At 47.3% G+C, this 19033-nt stretch carries 18 protein-coding genes; 7 read left to right on the top strand and 11 right to left on the bottom strand.

Going from position 1 to position 19033, the window contains the following annotated elements; all coding sequences use genetic code 11:
• Positions 1-2: 2 nt before the first annotated feature.
• The 5 genes from AC2215_RS19225 to pseB all read right to left on the bottom strand — a co-directional run bounded on the left by AC2215_RS19225 (position 3) and on the right by pseB (position 4603).
• The gene (locus AC2215_RS19225) at positions 3-575 is read right to left on the bottom strand and encodes a formyltransferase family protein (protein ID WP_486811618.1); all 573 of its coding nucleotides are present in this window, start codon (positions 573-575) and stop codon (positions 3-5) included.
• Between the two features lie 105 nt (positions 576-680).
• Positions 681-1715 carry a UDP-2,4-diacetamido-2,4,6-trideoxy-beta-L-altropyranose hydrolase gene (pseG, locus tag AC2215_RS19220; RefSeq protein WP_486811617.1) on the bottom strand — a complete coding sequence of 345 codons (1035 nt, stop codon included), beginning with the start codon at positions 1713-1715 and terminating at the stop codon, positions 681-683.
• Between the two features lies 1 nt (position 1716).
• On the bottom strand, positions 1717-2454 hold the full coding sequence (locus AC2215_RS19215; protein ID WP_486811616.1) for a cytidylyltransferase domain-containing protein: 738 nt from the start codon (positions 2452-2454) through the stop codon (positions 1717-1719).
• Entirely contained in the window at positions 2451-3617 is a 1167-nt protein-coding gene (gene pseC / locus AC2215_RS19210) for a UDP-4-amino-4,6-dideoxy-N-acetyl-beta-L-altrosamine transaminase (RefSeq protein ID WP_486811615.1), read from the bottom strand. The genes AC2215_RS19215 and pseC overlap by 4 nt, the downstream gene beginning before the upstream one ends.
• Positions 3614-4603 carry a UDP-N-acetylglucosamine 4,6-dehydratase (inverting) gene (pseB, locus tag AC2215_RS19205; RefSeq protein ID WP_486811614.1) on the bottom strand — a complete coding sequence of 330 codons (990 nt, stop codon included), beginning with the start codon at positions 4601-4603 and terminating at the stop codon, positions 3614-3616. The genes pseC and pseB overlap by 4 nt, the downstream gene beginning before the upstream one ends.
• A gap of 355 nt (positions 4604-4958) precedes the next feature.
• Here pseB and AC2215_RS19200 point away from each other — a divergent pair, with 355 nt between their 5' ends.
• The 4 genes from AC2215_RS19200 to AC2215_RS19185 all read left to right on the top strand — a co-directional run bounded on the left by AC2215_RS19200 (position 4959) and on the right by AC2215_RS19185 (position 9135).
• Positions 4959-6485, top strand: a complete 1527-nt coding sequence (locus AC2215_RS19200) for a YifB family Mg chelatase-like AAA ATPase (RefSeq protein ID WP_486811613.1) — start codon at positions 4959-4961, stop codon at positions 6483-6485.
• Positions 6486-6513: 28 nt separating this feature from the next.
• Positions 6514-7311, top strand: coding sequence for an OmpA/MotB family protein (locus AC2215_RS19195; RefSeq protein ID WP_486811612.1), 798 nt, complete (start codon positions 6514-6516; stop codon positions 7309-7311).
• A gap of 151 nt (positions 7312-7462) precedes the next feature.
• On the top strand, positions 7463-7870 hold the full coding sequence (locus tag AC2215_RS19190; RefSeq protein ID WP_486811611.1) for a hypothetical protein: 408 nt from the start codon (positions 7463-7465) through the stop codon (positions 7868-7870).
• A 383-nt stretch (positions 7871-8253) separates the two neighbouring features.
• Complete coding sequence (locus tag AC2215_RS19185) at positions 8254-9135, top strand: pentapeptide repeat-containing protein (protein ID WP_486811610.1); 882 nt, start codon at positions 8254-8256, stop codon at positions 9133-9135.
• Positions 9136-9298: 163 nt separating this feature from the next.
• Here AC2215_RS19185 and AC2215_RS19180 read toward each other — a convergent pair whose 3' ends face one another.
• Together AC2215_RS19180 and AC2215_RS19175 are read right to left on the bottom strand one after the other, a co-directional pair.
• Positions 9299-10198, bottom strand: coding sequence for a DNA adenine methylase (locus AC2215_RS19180; protein WP_486811609.1), 900 nt, complete (start codon positions 10196-10198; stop codon positions 9299-9301).
• 257 nt (positions 10199-10455) lie between these two features.
• Positions 10456-10941, bottom strand: a complete 486-nt coding sequence (locus tag AC2215_RS19175) for a PD-(D/E)XK nuclease superfamily protein (protein WP_486811608.1) — start codon at positions 10939-10941, stop codon at positions 10456-10458.
• Between the two features lie 131 nt (positions 10942-11072).
• On the opposite strand from AC2215_RS19175, the gene AC2215_RS19170 reads away from it, so the two are divergent.
• The 3 genes from AC2215_RS19170 to AC2215_RS19160 all read left to right on the top strand — a co-directional run bounded on the left by AC2215_RS19170 (position 11073) and on the right by AC2215_RS19160 (position 14825).
• Positions 11073-11810 carry a cytochrome c biogenesis protein CcdA gene (locus tag AC2215_RS19170; protein ID WP_486811659.1) on the top strand — a complete coding sequence of 246 codons (738 nt, stop codon included), beginning with the start codon at positions 11073-11075 and terminating at the stop codon, positions 11808-11810.
• Positions 11811-12004: 194 nt separating this feature from the next.
• The gene (locus AC2215_RS19165; protein WP_486811607.1) at positions 12005-13408 is read left to right on the top strand and encodes a cytochrome c biogenesis protein; all 1404 of its coding nucleotides are present in this window, start codon (positions 12005-12007) and stop codon (positions 13406-13408) included.
• Between the two features lie 448 nt (positions 13409-13856).
• On the top strand, positions 13857-14825 hold the full coding sequence (locus AC2215_RS19160; protein ID WP_486811606.1) for a class I SAM-dependent methyltransferase: 969 nt from the start codon (positions 13857-13859) through the stop codon (positions 14823-14825).
• A gap of 43 nt (positions 14826-14868) precedes the next feature.
• Here AC2215_RS19160 and AC2215_RS19155 read toward each other — a convergent pair whose 3' ends face one another.
• The 4 genes from AC2215_RS19155 to AC2215_RS19140 all read right to left on the bottom strand — a co-directional run bounded on the left by AC2215_RS19155 (position 14869) and on the right by AC2215_RS19140 (position 18905).
• Positions 14869-15825 carry an RNA polymerase sigma factor, RpoD/SigA family gene (locus AC2215_RS19155; protein ID WP_486811605.1) on the bottom strand — a complete coding sequence of 319 codons (957 nt, stop codon included), beginning with the start codon at positions 15823-15825 and terminating at the stop codon, positions 14869-14871.
• Positions 15826-16970: 1145 nt separating this feature from the next.
• A complete protein-coding gene (locus AC2215_RS19150) occupies positions 16971-17264 on the bottom strand; it encodes a ferredoxin (protein ID WP_486811604.1) in 294 nt (97 codons plus the stop codon).
• Positions 17265-17318: 54 nt separating this feature from the next.
• Positions 17319-17612 carry a ferredoxin gene (locus AC2215_RS19145; RefSeq protein ID WP_486811603.1) on the bottom strand — a complete coding sequence of 98 codons (294 nt, stop codon included), beginning with the start codon at positions 17610-17612 and terminating at the stop codon, positions 17319-17321.
• A gap of 372 nt (positions 17613-17984) precedes the next feature.
• On the bottom strand, positions 17985-18905 hold the full coding sequence (locus AC2215_RS19140) for an NAD(+) kinase (protein WP_486811602.1): 921 nt from the start codon (positions 18903-18905) through the stop codon (positions 17985-17987).
• Positions 18906-19033 lie beyond the last annotated feature (128 nt).

The raw sequence follows: 19033 nt of genomic DNA, 5'->3' as shown, positions 1-19033 counted from the left end.
CTCTATATTTTTGCCTTACCAATCAGCTCGTGAATGGGAGTCTCCCATCCTAAGCTCAATAAGTGCTCGTATTTTAAGCGCTCCTTTGAATAGTGGAATGAACCAGCTTCAGATTGCCTTTTAGGTTCAATTTGTTGTTCGCGAATTTCTGACCAGTAGCTTTCAAGAAGTTGGTAAGCAAGTTCGGATAGTTTTTGATAGCTAGTTCCCAAGGTATCTTGGTTCGTAAATTCTATTTTTTTCTGCACTAAAATATCCCCTGTATCAATTCCTTCATCTAGATAATGAATCGAAACACCCTTCGGAGTATCTTCTAAAAAACTCCATAGATTGGGGTCAGCTCCTTTATTCCAAGGTAATAAAGAAATGTGAATATTAATCGCTCGTTTTTGAAATTTATCTAAAACTGGTTTTCGAATAATATGACGATATCGATAACTCACGATAAAATCAATATCCAGGATAATTCTTGAGTATATATCAATCTTTTCTTGTGTAGAGATAATGCGGTCGTTATATTTTTTTAAAATATTAATTATTTGAGGATCGTCAGGTCCTAAATGCAAAATATTCATGCCGTTCAAAATAATATTATACTTATTGATAAAGAAATTATTTTTAAGACTATCTATATGATTAAGTTTATTGTAGATGATTGACAATATTACCCGAATATAAATTTATTCCAATTTCGATAACACTCTTAGACAACCTCTACCATCCACTAACTCTCGAACGAGTTGAGTCATTTCAACTCTCAGTGCAGTTTTAGACAGCAGATTGAAAATCTCCCGTTCTATCTTCTGAAAGTTCACATCTTTATGCCATCCTAGGCTCAAAACCGCACTGATTTGGCTGAGCTTTTCAACAATTTCGCGTTGATTATCCGCGATTATCAAAAGGATACTAGGCAACCCCATAAAAGCCAGTTCCCAGTTGGTCGAACCACCTGCGGAGATGGCAACATCAGCCCACGCCATAAGTTCTGGCATATTTGTTATGTTCCGTTTCAAAGAGATCGGAAATGGGGACTCTCGAATAGCCGCCTGTAACGGTTCGTTGTGAGGATTGCTTCCCCCAACGACAACAATTACCTCTAGTTTTTCTACATCTACTTGTTGCAATGCTTGAATAACTTTGAGGGTTACATTATCCGGATCGCTACCACCAAGGGTCACTAAAACGTTCCGAGCGACGGAAGGAGTTTCTCTTTGCCACCCTCGCCACTGTAAAAACTCACGTCGCAGTAAAGCATAGCACGTACCAAGTAAAAGCTGGGTATAAGGTTCTCGATTCAAGTATAAACTCTCATCCGCACAAATATTTTGATTGAGGATAATATCTGCATAATAGTGTTTCGCATATCCACAATCGTCAATATACAAAAGCTTGAGTTCAGAATTTTTGAGAATTCGTTGATATTCGGCATCGAAATGATAACCATCGAGCACCACCCATTTTGTCTCAATTTGCTGTGCTAAACGAATGGTTGCTGTCGCATCTTCAACACTTCCTAGCCGAACGGAAAAATGCTCGATTTCAATATTTTCCGATCGCAACCGAGATTCCAATGCCGGGACTTCAGTTGCCATCGCAAAAATCGCTTGTTTCCCTTCATCTTGCCATGCCTGAGCTAAAGCGAGACAACGCATCACATGACCCGTCCCCATTCGAGTCGAAGCATCAACGCGAAATAATAGTCGATTGCTTTTCATGTTACTCACCGTACTGTTTTTGTTCGATGTGCGCGTTAATCTTCGACCACTCGGGATATCGATTGAGAAGGTACAAACAATCCTCTAAGCTAAACTCTGAATTTACCGGATAGATCGCCTTCAAAATTTTCTCAATCAGTGCAAAATCTTCTGGAGTATCAACCGTCCAGCGATGTTGACTACAATCTTCAGAATACAGAACTTGTCCTAAATTATACCGTGTGGGTTGTCGGTGAATAAAGGGAGTGACGTGTTCGCGATCGGGTTGCGCCGTTGCTTCTAAAAATGCTTCGTTTAAACCTGTAAACGAAAACACTTCTGTATCCATACCTCGGGGATAGGTTCGTTTTAAACAGTTCGCAACATAGTCGAATTCATCGGTTCGATCGAGATAATATTGAATCGTTCGATCGATAACTTGCGGGTCTATGAGCGGACAATCTGATGTGACGCGCACGATAACATCAGCGTTATGTTCTGTTGCCGCACCGTGGTATCTCGCCAGGACATCTGCTTCCGAACCGCGAAAGTAGGAAACCGAAAGGCGATCGCACAGTTCTACGATCGGATCGTCCGTTGCATTTTTCGTCGTGGCAATAACAATTTCATCGGCTAATCGAACACGCTGCAATCGCTCGATTTGATATTCCAATAACGGCTTTCCCAAAACCGGCTTTAAGACTTTTCCGGGTAAGCGAGTGGAGGTCATTCTCGCTTGGACAATAATGACGACTTTCATCCGAGAATCCCCCTCAAAGATTCGATAACTCGATCTTGGTTTTCCTGAGTTAAACCCGCATATAAGGGAATGCTAATAGCTTCTCGATAATATTGCTCGGATTGTGGGAAATCTCCCCATTCAAACCCGAGTTTTTGATAGTACGGTTGAGTATGAACGGGAATGTAGTGCAGATTTACGCCAATTCCTGCTTGTCGGAGTTCTTCAAACACCTGCCGGTGGGTTTTGTTAATCTTCTCCAACTGCAAGCGAATGACATACAGATGCCAACTCGATTCCGTATCGGGATGCTGCCAGGGTAGAATAATGGGTAAATCTTGCAGTAATTCGTTGTAACGCGCTGCGAGAACCCGACGACGCGCCACAAACTCATCCAATCGCTGCATCTGACTTGCACCCAACGCCGCCTGAATATCGGTGATGCGATAGTTGAAGCCGAGTTCGAGTTGCTGGTAGTACCACAACCCATGAGATTCTTCTTGCATTAGATCGGGGTTGCGGGTGATGCCGTGAGTTCGCAAGCGAATCAGCTTTTCGTACAAATCTTCTCGATTGGTGAGAACCATGCCGCCTTCCCCAGTGGTGATAATTTTCACCGGATGAAAGCTAAAGACTGCCAGATCGGAAAACGCACAGGTTCCGACGGGTTTTCCTCGATAGTTTGCACCAATGGCATGGGATGCATCTTCGATGACTTGAAAGCCGTAATTTTTCGCTAACTCGGCAATTCGATCCATCTGGCAAGATTGTCCGGAAAAATGGACGGGAACAACCACTTTCGGAAGCTGTCCTTGTTGTTTCGCCAGGTCTAATTTGCGTTCGAATTCTTCGATACTAAGATTGTAAGTACGAGGATCGATCTCGACGAAATCCACCTCTGCGCCGCAATATAAACCACAATTTGCCGAAGCCACAAAGGTATTTGGCGATGTCCAGAGAATATCTCCCGAACCTAAATCTGCTGCCAAACAAGCAATATGCAGTGCTGCTGTCGCACTGGTGACGGCAACGGCATATTTGACCCCGCAATAGTCGGCAACAGCTTGCTCGAATCGAGGAATTGCCGGACCTTGAGTAATCCAATCCGATCGCAAAACTTCTACAACAGCATCGATATCCTGCTGGGAAATATCTTGACGACCGTAGGGGATAAACTGATTCACGATTTAATCATATCCAGAAGTTGTTGTGCGCTCAGCCATTCTGTATTTGTATCGGAACTGTAGGCAAATTCTGTGGGTACGGACTTTCCCTTTTCTCCTAAAGCATTGCAGGTATAGTCTACGGGGTGAGGATATTCAATTGTGGGAGTAATAACGTAATGATCGCCAAACTCTAAAGTTAAGTGAGAAGATTCGATCGGACACATGACTTCGTGAAGTTTTTCTCCCGGTCGAATCCCGACAATTTTCTGAGGAATTCCCGGTGCCAAGGCCTCTGCCATATCCGTCATTTTCATCGAGGGAATTTTGGGAACGAAAATTTCTCCCCCCTGCATTCGATCGAAACTTTTTAGCACTAACTCGATGCCTTGTTGAAGAGTAATCCAAAATCGAGTCATGCGCGGATCGGTAATCGGTAATTCCGTTACACCTTCTCGAATTAGTTTTTGAAAAAATGGAATTACAGACCCTCTCGAACCCACCACATTTCCGTAGCGAACGACGGAAAATCGCGTTCTGAGATTCCCTGCTAAATGATTAGCCGCGACGAATAATTTATCAGCTGCCAGTTTCGTTGCACCGTAAAGATTGATTGGATTAACGGCTTTATCTGTAGAAAGAGCAATTACTTTTTCAACTTCTTGCTCTAAGGCAACATTAATTAAGTTATCTGCGCCATAAATATTTGTTTTAATACATTCCATCGGGTTATATTCCGCCGCTGGAATTTGCTTGAGTGCCGCTGCATGAATGACGCAATCAACCCCTCGCATCGCTAACCGCAGTCGATCGCGATCGCGCACATCACCGATAAAGTAGCGCATTTCTGGGGCGTTCAGCTCTTGCGCCATTTCAAATTGCTTCAGTTCGTCGCGGGAATAGATGATGATTTTACGGGGTTGAAATTGAGTCAAAATCGTGCGCGCGCACTGTTTACCAAAGGAACCCGTGCCACCCGTAATTAAAATTGATTTTCCATCTAACATTGAGCTTCTATCCCGATTGGTTCGGGTTCCCAAAAACGATGACTGAGAACGTTATCTTGACATCGATCGTCTTCAATTCGATCGATAATCCGACATGACTCGATCTCGATTGGTATAGTTCCCACCCGCATATATTTTTGCCTGGTCAAATGTTAGCGCGATAAATCAGAAAGATCGGGTTTTTGGGAACTCTTTGTGCATTCGATCGAATCACACCTGAAATACTCTACCCCAAAGTGCGATCGCCTTGCGACTCCCTGAGAAGCATGAACCCTTTTCTCCCAAAACCAACTCACTCCAACATTCCCCTAGGCTATGGTGGGATCGAACATCGATCGCAATAAGGAAAACACCTGTGCTGGCAAGAGTTTGGAGTGCTTCCCTGGTGGGAATTGATGCCGTCAAAGTTGGCGTAGAAGTTGATGTCTCCGGCGGACTCCCCGGAATTGTGGTGGTGGGTTTGCCCGATGCTGCGGTTCAAGAATCCAAAGAACGGGTGAAAGCAGCACTGAAAAACTCCGGGTATATGTTCCCCCTCAAGCGCAACGTCATCAACCTCACCCCAGCCGACTTGCGCAAAGAAGGCCCCAGCTTCGATCTCCCCATCAGCGTCGGCATCCTCGCCGCTTCAGAACAAGTAAACCCCCAACTCCTAGGCGATCACCTCTTTTTAGGGGAAGTTTCCCTCGATGGCGCGTTGCGTCCGGTGACGGGAGTCCTCCCCATCGCCGCAGCCGCCCAAAAGATGGGGATAGCGGGGTTAGTGGTTCCAGCCGGGAACGTGCGGGAAGCGGCAGTGGTAGAGGGGTTATCGGTGTATGGCTTGAAAAGTATTTGGGAGGTGGCGGATTTTCTCAACGACCCCGAGAAGTACGAAGCCGTTACCATCGACGCGCGCCGGGAGTTGCGGGGCGATCGCACTCTGGGACTGGATTTGAAGGATGTGAAGGGGCAAACCCACGCCAGACGCGCCTTAGAAATTGCCGCAACCGGAGGGCATAATTTGATATTCGTCGGACCTCCCGGCAGTGGTAAAACCATGCTGGCACGGCGCTTACCAGGTATCTTACCACCCCTAACCTTTGACGAAGCCCTCGATGTCACCCAAATCCATTCGGTGGCGGGGTTGCTGCGGGAGAAGGGGCAACTGGTGAGCGATCGCCCGTTTCGCAGTCCCCACCATTCCGCATCGGGGCCGTCTCTGGTGGGTGGCGGCAGCTATCCGAAGCCGGGGGAAATCTCCCTGGCGCATCGGGGAGTGTTGTTTCTCGATGAGTTGACAGAGTTTAAGCGAGATGTGCTCGAATTTCTCCGCCAACCCCTCGAAGACGGCTATGTCACCATTTCTCGCACCCGCCAATCGGTAAGCTTTCCAGCGCAATTTACCCTTGTCGCCAGTACCAACCCCTGTCCCTGCGGCTATTTTGGCGACCCGATTCAACCCTGTACCTGTTCGCCGCGCCATCGCGAGCAATATTGGGCGAAACTATCGGGGCCGCTGATGGATCGAATTGATTTGCAGGTGGCGGTAAATCGCCTGAAGCCGGAGGAGATTACCCGTCAGCCGACGGGGGAAGCATCGCTGCCGGTACGAGAACGGGTGCAGGCGGGACGCGATCGCGCCACCACGCGATTCAAGGGAGAAACGATTCGCTGCAACGCCCAAATGCAAAGCCAGCACTTGCGCCAATGGTGCCAACTCGACGATGCCAGTCGCAATCTCCTGGAGGGGGCAATTCGCAAGTTGGGACTCTCGGCGCGGGCCACCGATCGCATTTTGAAAGTGGCGCGTACCATTGCCGATTTGGCGGGGGATGACGCCCTCAAACCCGCTCACGTTGCTGAGGCAATTCAATATCGGACGATCGATCGAATGCAGTAATTCAGGTGTCGGGTGATGAATATACCCGATGAATAGATCCAAAATATACCCAAGTGCGAGCATCTTGCTCGCGTCCTTCGTATTACTCCTAACGGTCTTCGTATTACTCCTAACGGTAATGAACGATTTTGAAGCCACCGAACTCGAAAATACCGAAACGACCGAAACTGGAATTTGGCTATCCCTTGGCGATTTAATGTCGGGATTGCTGATGCTGTTTGCGCTGCTCTTTATTACAGTTCAGCTACAACTCCAACAAAAGCTGATTGAAGTGGCAAAACTCGAAGAAGAGTTAGAAGCCAAAATCACCGAACTCGAACGCTATCAAGAGGCATTCGATCGCCTACCGTTAGTCATTTTAACGGCGATCGAATCGGAATTGGGGGGGAGCGACGCGGTGTCTGTCGATCCCGAAACGGGAGAGGTGAGCATTCGCGATCGCATCCTCTTCGATCGAGGTAGCGCCACCCTCAAACCGGAAGGGAAACAGTTTCTCGAGCAATTCATCCCGATTTACACTCAGGTTATTTTTTCGAATGAAGAATTCGATCGCCAGATTACTCGCATTATTATCGAAGGACATACTAGCTCTCAAGGGTTGGAAGAAAGTAACTTAGAGCTAAGTTTGAGACGGGCGCTATCGGTTACAGCCTATATTTTTTCGGATAATTTAAATTTCACCCAAAAATCTCGTTTAAAAGAAAAGATACTCGCGGCGGGACGCGGGGAAATTGAAGCAAATTCTAATTTTGACGATCCGAGCGATCGCAAAGTGGTATTTCGCTTTCAATTCCGACAGCAGCCGTTAGATATAAGTAATAAGTAATAAGTAATAAGTAATAAGTAATAAGTAATAAGTAATAAGTAATAAGTAATAAGTAATAAGTATTTCGAAGAAATGAAACAGTTGAAATTCCAATGTTTATGGCATCAGAAGGGTTAATTTTGAGAATACATTGTTCTGGCAATTAGATTCTATGATTCAATTTCATTCCCTACAGTTACCGCAACGTCCCCAATGCGATGCCACGAAATTAAAGCAACTTGCCTCAAAAAGCGATCGCCTCTCCCTAAAGTCTCCCCCCAATATTCCCAGCGCAAAAACCCCACCACCGCGCCACATCGATGAAATTCTCGCTGATATCCAAGAACATCGAACGGTAACCCTCCTCGAGTGGGTATACTGTCTTCAAGCCAAAGCTGGGTGGGATCGACAGCATCCCGATCGGCGTCTCCCAAGTGCAAAAGCAATTTGGCGCGCCGCAAGGGAAGATGAAAACTTGCAGCGGTTGTTGGAATGGCGTTTAGCGTTATATCGTCGCGGCTTCAAAGATGCGATCGCGCCGTCGTTGGCGAATGTGGCAATCATGGAGTTTGAGGGATAAATCGATCGTCACCCATAAAATAGATCGTCACGATCGGATCTATAGATAAATTCAAATGCTCGATCTCTCGATAATTTTGTGAGAGGTTAAAGGTCAAAAGATAAAATGGTATTCACAGATACGATCTCGATCGATTTTGACTTGAAGATAATTTACCGAGTCCCTCAATCTATAGTTCGATTGATTCCACTGCGACTTGGGTTTGCACGTTGGTATTCCCTAAATCTATAGATTTATGAACTTGTTTTCGCGTCGATCGTCTTGAACACTTATCTAAATATCATCTAAAATTATCGAGGACAAACGTAAGTTTGCCGCATAATAGAATAACTATCCGATCGCGATCGGGAATGAAGGACACAGGAGACGGGAAAAAGGGAAATATGGAAGATCTCGCTCGATATTATCGAGTGCTGGGCTTAGAACCTGGCGCGTCATCCGAAGATGTCAACCAAGCCTACAAAGATTTGGCATTTATTTGGCATCCCGATCGCATTCCTAACGATAATCCCCGTCTTCGAGACAAAGCCCAAGAACAGCTCAAACTCATCAATCAAGCGCGGGATAAGCTGCGCTCGATTCGACAGGCTTCGGGAAGTCAAACCACCGCGAACGGCACTTCCCAAAATGGCAAGTCGACTAGCAGCGATCGCGCGACACATCACACGAAAAAAACCCAAACGCGGCGGGAATACTATCGCCGAGAACCCCCGCGTCGAGAATATTATCGCCGGGAACCTCCCCGGAAAGACCCCCCACGGCGAGAACCCTCATCCTATTACTATTACTATTCTTCCCAATCGAATCCATCGAACGGGCGCGCGGATTCGAGTTCATCCTCGGGTTCGTCTTCGGGTTCGGATTCTCGTGCCGCAACCCAAACTCAAAAGAGTCGATCGAATCTCAGCGGTCAGGATTTGAAAGGGCGATCGTTCAAAGAAAAGGATTTATCGAGCTACAATCTCAGCTATACCGACCTGACGGGGGCAGATTTGAGCGATACGTTCATGCACCGCGCCAATTTACAGGGGGCGAATCTCACCCGAGCAAACCTATTTCGGGCAAATTTACTCGAAGCGGATTTGAGTCGGGCAAATTTGCAAGAGGCGAATTTAGTCGGTGCGGATTTTAGTGGCGCAGATTTAAGCGGTGCAGATTTTCGCGGAGCAAAATTAGGAACGAAAAACCGGCTTTTGGTCAAGATGACGGGGGCAAAGCTGACGGGGGCAATTATGCCAGATGGTTCGATTTACGGACAAAGTTAGTCATCAGTAAGCTAAGTTTGAATTTAGACGCAATTCTTGCGCTAAAATCGCCAGAATTGGGTATTTTATCCGGCTTAGCTACCGTTATTGAATATGTTAAATCGCCAAAAATATAGCTGACAACTAATATCCAAGCATCTGTTGTAACCTGTTACTACTAACATTATAGATCGTAGTTTCTAATTAAAACTTCGGTTACTTTTCCTCGTCTGTTACCCTTAGAATTAATGGCACGTCCGGCGCGAACGAATTCTATATTAAAGTAAGGTGCGTAGAGTTCGATAACCAAGGGTGCCGATGAATTTGATGCGAGAAATTTGACGTTTTTTCGATTGAGTTCGATACACAAGTCTCGTAATCGTTCTTGCATTTCTAGATCGAACTTTTTGCGGTTATATTGTGTGAAACTCGATGAAGTATTTAAGGGGACGTAGGGAGGATCGAAATAAACAAAATCTCCGGGTTGAGCTAAAGATTCGATCGCTTCAAAAGAAGCATGCTGAATTTCCGTATTTTGTAGAGTCTCACTGCACGCTATTAGGTTATCTTCATTAAAAATATTTGGATTTTTATGTCTGCCAAACGGGACGTTAAATTGTCCTTTTGAGTTCACTCTATACAGACCGTTATAGCAGGTTTTATTGAGATAAATGAGGCGACTTGCTTTCGCAATATCCGACATTCGTTCGTAGTCTCGTTTTCGATCGAGGCTGCGAAGATCGTAAAAATATTCTTCATCGTAATCATGAGTTTTAAGAGAATCAATTAAATCTAAAACTCGATCTCGAATAATTTGATAGGTTGTAATTAGTTCGGGATTAATATCTGAAATATAGGGATTTTCTAATTTTAAATGAAACTGCAAATAAAAAAATAAAGCACCACCCCCGATAAATGGCTCGTAATATCGTTCTTCAATCTTAGGAATCCGAGCGAGTATTTCTGAGAGTAGTTGAGTTTTTCCACCCGCCCATTTCAAGAATGGTTTAGGTGAATTTAAGTGACGAGAAGACTCTAGATTATAACTAGGTTTTGCTTCTTTAAGGACATTATTTTTGAGCATATTTAAAATATAGCACGAATGCAAATAGATTCTTGTATAAATATCAAAAAAGATATTTAAGATATATATTTAAATTTTTTCATAAATAAGATATGAGATGAAGATCGCGCAAAATAATTCGAAGATCATGCGAGTTTCTCATGGGAGATACTTCACTTCAAAAAAAATTAGAGAATCAATCAAGATTTATTGAGGATTAATAACCGTGGCTTGGGAAAAATTTTACCCGGGTTAATTACCAGAGCGCAGTCCAATAATCAATTCAAGTCGCTATTCACATCATTGTTAAAAATATCCCCTTGTCGCGACTTTAAATCGGGTAACTCGTGGGGAGAGGGTTTAAGCTGTTGGTACTGAAAATAAAACATGAGCCAATCCTGTAAATTTTCAATCCGAACTGCCCCGTTGAGCATCGCGTGTCTCATATCTGCTGCGTTCCAACCAAACCCAGCGATTACAATAATTGAAGGGGTTCCTAAGCGTTTATCTCGATTGGCTTCCTCAATCGCTTTAAACAACTTATCTTCTGCCGAACCGCGATCTTTTTGAGCTTTACATTCAATGTGCATGAGAACTTCTCCCAAGCCATCGAAAATCACGACATCGACTCGTCGGCGCTTACCAATAATCGAGCTACCATGAGCGGAATATTCCTCAGTTTTATAGTAAAGACCTAACTCATCGAGAATACAACACACTTCATGTTTTAGCTCTTCACCCTTAAGATTGCCGTAGCGTTGCATCGTCTTTCAATTATCCCGATCGAAATTTTACTCGATATTGCCCGTTGGATACAGGGTCACTCGATCGCCAACGAACCAACCCCCAGTCCCTACGCTACAATTCTAATCTGAGAGGCACTTTACAAATCGCAATGCTAGAAACCCTGCAAACCCAACTATATACCTTAGAGCAATTTGCCACCCACCTGGTAGACGCTCAACTGAGCCACATTACCTGGATGAGTCTGGGTATCATTTTTGGGGCGGGTTTGCTCACGAGTCTCACCCCCTGTATGCTATCGATGCTACCCATCACCATCGGCTACATCGGCGGTTACGAAGCCCAAAGTCGCGCCAAAGCCGCCGCCCAATCCGCGTGGTTTTCCCTCGGACTCGCTACTACCCTCGCCATACTGGGGGTGGTCGCCGCTTTAGTGGGTAAAGTCTACGGTCAGGTGGGCATTGGATTGCCGATTGTGGTGAGTTTAGTGGCAATTATCATGGGATTGAACCTCCTCGAAGCCCTCCCCCTGCAACTGCCCTCCGTGGATGGGATGCAGTGGATTCCTAAAGATTTGCCCGATGGGACGCGATCGTACTTCCTCGGACTCACGTTCGGCTTAGTGGCCTCCCCATGCAGTACCCCCGTTCTTGCCACTCTCCTGGCTTGGGTTTCCACCACCGGCGATCCCCTTCTCGGTAGCGCCTTACTCCTGGCTTATACCAGCGGTTACGTCGCCCCCCTCATTCTGGCCGGTACGTTTACCGCTACGATTAAGAAGCTGTTAGAACTGCGCCAGTGGTCGGGTTGGATTACCCCCGTTAGCGGGGCGTTACTCGTCGGATTTGGCGTATTCTCCCTCGTCTTTCGTTTCCTTCCCGTCGCTTAAAGGAAGAGACAAGGGAGAAACGGGAGACAAGGAGGACGAGGGAAAGAGTATTGTAATTGAAAACTAACGATGTGCGCGGTATGGGAATTTGGTAACATGCAGTCCGTAAATAAGTTCCAATGACGATGCTTGCCGTTCGATCGAATTTTTGAAACGAATTTTTGAAAGCTAATTAAACGATTAAAAAACGAACCGTGACTTCAGATTCTTCCGATTCTTCCCCACTTTCCCAACTTTGGAGCGTTCCCTATCGCCTCTTCCGGCGAGAATTGCTACCGGTTCTGGCAGATTTGCGTCTGGCGATCGTTCTGTTACTGGCGATCGCCGTTTTCAGCATGACCGGCACCGTCATCGAACAGGCACAATCCCTCGAATTTTACCAAGCCAACTACCCCGAAGACCCGGCACTATTTGGTTTCTTGAGTTGGAAAGTGGTGTTGGGAGTCGGACTCAACGACGTTTACCGCACCTGGTGGTTTCTGGCACTGCTGATTCTCTTCGGGTCCAGCCTCACTGCTTGTACCTTTACCCGGCAGCTTCCCGCCCTGAAAGCTGCCCGTCGCTGGAAATTTTATACCAAACCCCGGCAGTTCAAAAAACTCGCCCTCGGGGCAGAACTGGAAACGGGCAATCCTAACCGCCTCTCGGAGTTATTGCGAAAGCGAAACTATCGCGTGTTCGTGGAAGGCGATACCCTCTACGCTCGTAAAGGGATTATCGGCCGCATCGGTCCGATTGTGGTTCATGGGAGTATGTTGCTGATTTTGGCTGGGGCGATTTGGGGATCGATGACAGGTATTGTCGCCCAGCATATGGTTCCCAGCGGTACAACGTTCCAAATTACCAATCTGGTGGAGGTCGGGCGTTGGTCGATGCCCCAAATCTTTCGGGATTGGTCGGTGAAGGTGAATCGTTTTTGGATCGACTATACCCCCGAAGGCAAAATCGACCAATTCTACTCCGACCTATCTATTTTAGATAAACAGGGAGAAGAGGTCGATCGGCAAACTATTTACGTTAACAAACCCCTGCGCTACAAAGGGGCAGTGCTGTACCAAACGGATTGGGACATCGCCGGGGTTTTGGTGCGCCTCAACAACAGCCCTATTCTCCAATTGCCGATGGTTCAACTCGATACCCAAGGACGCGGTCGGCTTTGGGGGACTTGGGTTCCCACCAAGCCGGATATGAGCGAGGGGGTTTCTTTGATTACGAAGGACTTACAGGGGACGCTGTTGGTGTACGACATGACCGGGCAACTGGTTTCGAGCGTCCGGGTGGGGGGCAACGTGGAAGTCAACGGGGTCACTCTCAAAGTCCGAGATGTCATTGGCTCTACAGGATTGCAAATTAAAGTCGATCCGGGTATCCCGATGGTGTACGGTGGGTTCGGCTTGCTGATGATTAGCGCCTTGATGAGTTACATCTCTCACTCCCAAATTTGGGCACTCAAAAAAGATGGGAAGTTTTACGTTGGGGGTCGGACGAATCGCGCGCAAGTGACGTTCGAGCGGGAAATTGTCGAGATCCTCGATATTTTGGCGCAACGGTCAACGGAGGAATCAACAACGGCGAAGGTAGAATCGTTGGCCAGTTAGACGAGGATCGACGATTCCCAGAGCGAGTCGAATCGAAAGAATTTGTAGAGTCTTGGTAGCGATCGAATGAGGAAGCTTTCTCGATCGAACATCGCTCGTGTCTAAAAAACGATGCATCTATATCTAGCGAACTCGGGAATTCCCTTATTTACTCAAAGTCTTGTCTATCAAATCGAAGGTCGAGGCTAATGCACCCATTATCTTAAGCATGAGACATCTGGTAAAAATTCAAAATTCATACCATTTCTAGTAGTCCACCACAGAAAGTATGACGGGTAATTTTGTCGGGGCGGAACGTAGTGGAGGGAAACCCCCCGCGCTCGCCCCGCATGAAGGAGGCACAGGGGCACTACCCCTACCTGTCAAAATCATTGTGGCGGAGTACTAGACTAAAATCATCAATTGCTTGTCACTCTCACCCTTAACCCTTAACCCTTTTCCGGAGCCAATGAGCGATCGAACTAAACCCAACTGGGCCGGTGTTGACCCCCTCTCCCAATTCGTCAACCTGTTGATTAATACGAAGCCGCTATACGGTCTCATGAAGCATCAGGCACGACAAGTGTTAATTAAAACGGCGGAAAAAAATGGGATTCCCTGGCGACAAACCTGCCGGGAACTGGAAGCCTCGGGGGTGAAGAAGACCTACGACGATATTGCCAATCCCCAAATCGCCTATCCCCATTACTATCGCGTCCCCTTCCACGCCTACGATGAAGGGAATCTATGCTGGAAAGCGGCATTTGAAGCGGAGTCGGCAACCCAGTCTATGGCACTGCGAGTATGGCCGAAGGAAGAACTGACTTGGGAGTTGGCACAGGAAAGGCTGCGATCGAGTTTTCACCAAGTCCTGGCGCAGCACCATACCCCCCCCGTTGCGGATATCCTCGATATCGGTTGTTCCGTAGGTATTTCCACCCTCGCTCTCCATCGCTACTACACCCGCACCCAAAATACCCCCGTCCGGACGGTGGGGTTGGATTTATCCCCCTATATGTTAGCGGTGGCAAAAAAACGGGACGAGAAAGGGGAAATAGCCCAGTGGAAACACGGCAAAGCCGAGGAAACCGATTTCCCCGATAACTCCTTCGATTTGGTGACCCTGCAATTTGTCATTCACGAATTGCCGCGCCGTGCCACCAGCGAAATTTGCCAGGAAGTTTTGCGGATTTTACGACCTGGGGGAACGATCGCGATCGTGGATAATAACCCGAAATCCTCCGTCATTCAGAATCTCCCTCCGGCGTTGTTCGTCCTGATGAAAAGTACGGAACCCTGGAGTGACGACTACTATACCTTTGATGTGGAAACAGCGATGACCCAGGTGGGTTTCGAGGTTCTCGCAACTGTTGCCAGTGACCCCCGCCACCGGACGATAATCGGTCGGAAAAAAAGCGAAAACCCGCCAGATGCATAATCCAGCGGGTTTTTAAGGTTTTCAATCCAAACAAGCCAAGAGCTTAACTTGCTAAATATTCGCCCATATCGGCTTTACGCTTGCGTAGCTTCGTTAAGGCTTCTCGCTCGATTTGCCGCACTCGTTCGCGGCTGATTTGGAGAAGGTCGCCGATTTTTGCTAAAGTCATGGACTGTCCGTCCTTGAGACCGAATCGCAGGGACAGAACCTCCCGTTGCTGGGGGGTTAAATCGGCCATGAGCATCTCTAAATCGTTCCGCAGGGAAGACTGAACGGCGAAGTCTTCTGGAGATGGACCTTCGTCCTCAAGCAAGTCGGCGAGTTCCGTATCTTGGTTGTCACCCACTCGCAAATCGAGGGAGAGGGGTTGGCGGGCCCGTTCGAGATACTCGCGGATTTGTTTGGTGCTTAAGTCCATCTCCGATGCCAGTTCGGCAACGGTGGCCGCACGACCGAGTTCTTGGGTGAGCTGACGCTGAACCTTCTTAATTTTGTTGAGCTTTTCGGTAATGTGGATGGGTAAGCGAATGGTTCGCCCTTTTTCGGCAATGGCGCGGGTGATAGCTTGACGAATCCACCAGTAGGCATAGGTGGAGAAGCGATATCCTTTCGTGGGGTCGAACTTTTCTACCCCTCGTTGCATCCCGATGGTTCCTTCTTGAATTAAATCTAAAAGGTCAACGTTCCGCTTGAGGTACTTCTTCGCTACCGAGACCACCAAACGCAGGTTCGCTTCCACCATCTTACGTTTGGCGACATCACCCTTGGCGATCGCGAACTTTAAGTCTTCTTGAGAGAGTTTCGCAGCTTTAGCCCACTCTTCTAGGGTGGGTTCGCCATCGCTTTGCTCCATCAACTCATCCTTGAGCAAATTTAAAGAGGCCAACCGCTGCACCTGTTTCCCGTACAGAATCTCCTCTTCATGAGTGAGTAGAGGAACCCGGCCAATTTCTCGCAGGTAGGTACGAACTAAATCTGTAGAGGTCTGAGCGGTCTTCATAATGCTAGTATTCTGTGTTGATAACGACGGGGTACGCGATAGAGTTCTGAACTAGCAGAGTCATCGCGGCAAGACGTGTCAAGGGTTGGGACTGCTTTGGATTTGCCAGTGTGAGAGTACAACCGCTTTCATCTCAAACTAATGTTAAGAACTGTAACATTTATGAGAAAAAAGGTCTACCCCTCAGGTTCGATCGAATTGGGATGTGAGAAATAGCAGACATCGAAGCAAAAGCTGTGCTTTCAATGCTTGTCGTTGATTTCATCTAGGTAGTTCCCACCAGCACCACTCTTCTACCCATAGGGTAACGAGTCTGCCATCATACAACTGCATCCTGGGCAACAAAATACAAAGATTTTGCCCGTCGATCCGGGAAGTCTTTCGTTATTATTCTTAATGTTCCTGAAAAAAAGGTGAAAGAGTCCCCAAGCGTAGATGAGAGTTGCCAGTGCTAGCGATTTACCCAATAACACACTTATAGCGAATTTGAAGGGTTTTGGGGGAGTCGATCGTAGTAGAAATTTCCGATCTCCACTTTTTTTTGCCTTTGACGCTGGGGGTAAACCCTTCGGTGTACTCTCTAGGCCATGGAGGTCGTCTTAATGTCGCGAATGTTTTTTTCGTCTGTTACGTTTTGTGTCGCGTTTAAGCTTTTCTGGATCGATAGAGGGCGATCGCTGCCGAGTTATTGCTCCTACTCGCAATCTAGCACAACCGGCTCTAAGTTGGGAAAATTGCTAGCGACGAAAATCTGTCAGTAAAATTCTTTTTGGTAGATGGCTTCTCCTCCGCTTGGTTCCCCCTCCGCTTTGCTTCGCACGCAGTCGAGCTATCCCAGTTGCCATTCGCGGTTAAGACAACACCAGACAATTATGTCATCTTGCTGAAGTCTTCCCCCCTGCTCCTAAAGCCCCCGAAGCACAACTTCACGGGTGTTCTAATTGCTATGGCGATGGCTATACACGCTCGACGAGATGGACTTTCTCTATTCCCCGTTCCCACCCTCGAAAAACTTGTAACGAAAAGGGTGCGAACAGCCATCGATGCTCCCCTACACGAACAACGCAGGGATACCATCGAGTAACCCTGCGATTCGTTTTAATGTTTTTTCGCTAAACCTTTAAACCAAGATCGGTTTGACTGACTTAGTAGAGATCTTCTTCTTTGTTCGTTTCGATCTTACAGTCAGAAGTTGCATAGGCAACACAGGTCAAGACGTAGCCCGCTTCCATCTGATCGTCATCTAAGAAAGACTGATCGGACTGATCGACGGTACCGGAGACGATTTTACCCGCACAGGTCGAGCAAGCACCGGCGCGGCAGGAGTAGGGTAGATCGACACCTTGCTCTTCAGCAACATCGAGGATGTATTCATCATCGGGAACCTGAAGGGTTTGTTCGCCGTCGGGGGTGACAAGGGTAACGTTGTAAGTCGCCATATTTGTATATTCCTCTCAAGTGTTCTCAAATATAGAAATGTGAGGCTTTAGCCCTTAGTACAGATCTTCTTCTTTGTGCGTCTCAATGGTGCAGTCAGAAGTCGGATAAGCAACGCAGGTCAAGACATACCCAGCCTCGATTTGATCGTCATCCAAGAAGGACTGATCGGACTGATCGACGGTACCGGAGACGATTTTACCCGCACAGGTCGAGCAGGCACCGGCGCGGCAGGAGTAGGGCAGATCGAGACCTTGCTCTTCCGCTTCATCGAGGATATAGGTGTCGTCAGCCACCTCAATGGTGTTTTCGCCGTCGGGGGTTTTAAGCGTGACTTTGTAAGTCGCCATATTTGTACTCCTCTCTAATGTTCTCAATATATAAGCCTGACTTATATAAAGCTTTGGTTTGATTAACCCGTTTGCTTTGGTTTCAGGTTTATTTCCATCTTTGATATTACGGGAAAAGAAGCCTGATACAACCCCCTGAAAGGACGAATAGGCAACAAAATTTATTATAAAAATTACTAATTTAATTCTGTTTGCTTATATTTGAGGGGACGCGAACAACAAACGATCGCACAACCCTCTCAGGGGGGGATAAGGCCTTGAAAATCGAGCCTGGGTCAGGGGAACTGGGGGAGCATCGGGCAGAACCAGACCGGTGCGATCGCACCCGTGTCCTTCGCAAGATCGCCGAATACTGCGATGAAGATTCAGCCGTCAATTTTGATGGTTATTACTGTATTGAATCCGCGCTCCCGCCCACATTAACTTCTCCCGCAGGGTTTGATAGTATGAATAGTTTTCGCGCAAAATAATGAACTTTGCCTGACAGTCGGCCATGCGCACGTCAACCCGCTGTCCGGGCCAGATACTCGTGGCTAGAACCCCATCCATCCAAAGTTTCGTGTGTAAATCCGGATCTTCGAGGGGCCAAATACTCACCACCGATCGCGGCGGCAGAATAATCGGACGACTCGACAAACTCAGAGGACAAATGGGGGCAACGGAAATCGCCTCCAACCCCATGTGCATAATCGGTCCGCTGGCGGAAGCGTTGTAGCACGTCGAACCCGTAGGGGTAGACACGAGCAATCCATCCCCTTGGTAGCAATCAACCATTTCTCCATCCACCTCGACTTCCAGATTTGAGGTAATCATCCGATCGGGGGCTGCGGGTTTGACGCACATCTCGTTGAGCGCCAAGTAGCGATCGCTCGCAGGGGGTAAATCCCGACGATTGCTCTCGTAAAGTGCCGCCTGCAACATCATTCGCCGCAGGACGGCAAATCGATCGTCGACCAGGCGATCCCAAACGCCTTCCGTATCTCGAAATAGCTCGAAGGGTTCGGTGAGAAATCCTAAATGTCCCCCCACATTCACCGCTAAAATGGGAATGCCTTCCTCCGCTAGATTTCGGGCGGCCGAGAGTGCCGTACCATCTCCTCCTAAGACGATCGCCAAATCGATGGGCTGCGTTGCAGATGCCAAAAATACGGGGTAAGGATTATCGTTCGCACCGCTGGGTCCGAGCAAAACTTTGCAATCGCGGCGTTCTAACTGCTTGGCACAGGTTTGCGCCCAGCGCTGGCTGAGGGGATTGCCAGCTTTATGGGCAATAATCACTTGTTGGAGTTGCACGTCGCTCGATGGTAGTGGGTTTTGGATTTGGGTTTTAGATGTTTCCGATTTTAAGCGAAAAACGTCTAGCTAAAATCATTGTTACGGTTGAAAGAAATTTAGGGAAGACCGTGATAGATTCAACAGCA

The sequence above is a fragment of the Zarconia sp. genome (genome assembly GCF_057467645.1).
Note: the sequence above shows the minus strand (reverse complement) of the source record. Positions and strands in the feature narration are given on the sequence as shown.

Coding starts and splice junctions, on each gene's coding strand:
- AC2215_RS19190 (WP_486811611.1), top strand. CDS start 7,463: ATGATTCAATTTCATTCCCTACAGTTACCGCAACGTCCCCAATGCGAT.
- pseB (WP_486811614.1), bottom strand. CDS start 4,603: ATGTTAGATGGAAAATCAATTTTAATTACGGGTGGCACGGGTTCCTTT.
- AC2215_RS19175 (WP_486811608.1), bottom strand. CDS start 10,941: ATGCAACGCTACGGCAATCTTAAGGGTGAAGAGCTAAAACATGAAGTG.
- AC2215_RS19160 (WP_486811606.1), top strand. CDS start 13,857: ATGAGCGATCGAACTAAACCCAACTGGGCCGGTGTTGACCCCCTCTCC.
- AC2215_RS19185 (WP_486811610.1), top strand. CDS start 8,254: ATGGAAGATCTCGCTCGATATTATCGAGTGCTGGGCTTAGAACCTGGC.
- AC2215_RS19225 (WP_486811618.1), bottom strand. CDS start 575: ATGAATATTTTGCATTTAGGACCTGACGATCCTCAAATAATTAATATT.
- AC2215_RS19180 (WP_486811609.1), bottom strand. CDS start 10,198: ATGCTCAAAAATAATGTCCTTAAAGAAGCAAAACCTAGTTATAATCTA.
- AC2215_RS19195 (WP_486811612.1), top strand. CDS start 6,514: ATGAATAGATCCAAAATATACCCAAGTGCGAGCATCTTGCTCGCGTCC.
- AC2215_RS19215 (WP_486811616.1), bottom strand. CDS start 2,454: ATGAAAGTCGTCATTATTGTCCAAGCGAGAATGACCTCCACTCGCTTA.
- AC2215_RS19145 (WP_486811603.1), bottom strand. CDS start 17,612: ATGGCGACTTACAAAGTCACGCTTAAAACCCCCGACGGCGAAAACACC.
- AC2215_RS19150 (WP_486811604.1), bottom strand. CDS start 17,264: ATGGCGACTTACAACGTTACCCTTGTCACCCCCGACGGCGAACAAACC.
- AC2215_RS19170 (WP_486811659.1), top strand. CDS start 11,073: ATGCTAGAAACCCTGCAAACCCAACTATATACCTTAGAGCAATTTGCC.
- pseG (WP_486811617.1), bottom strand. CDS start 1,715: ATGAAAAGCAATCGACTATTATTTCGCGTTGATGCTTCGACTCGAATG.
- AC2215_RS19155 (WP_486811605.1), bottom strand. CDS start 15,825: ATGAAGACCGCTCAGACCTCTACAGATTTAGTTCGTACCTACCTGCGA.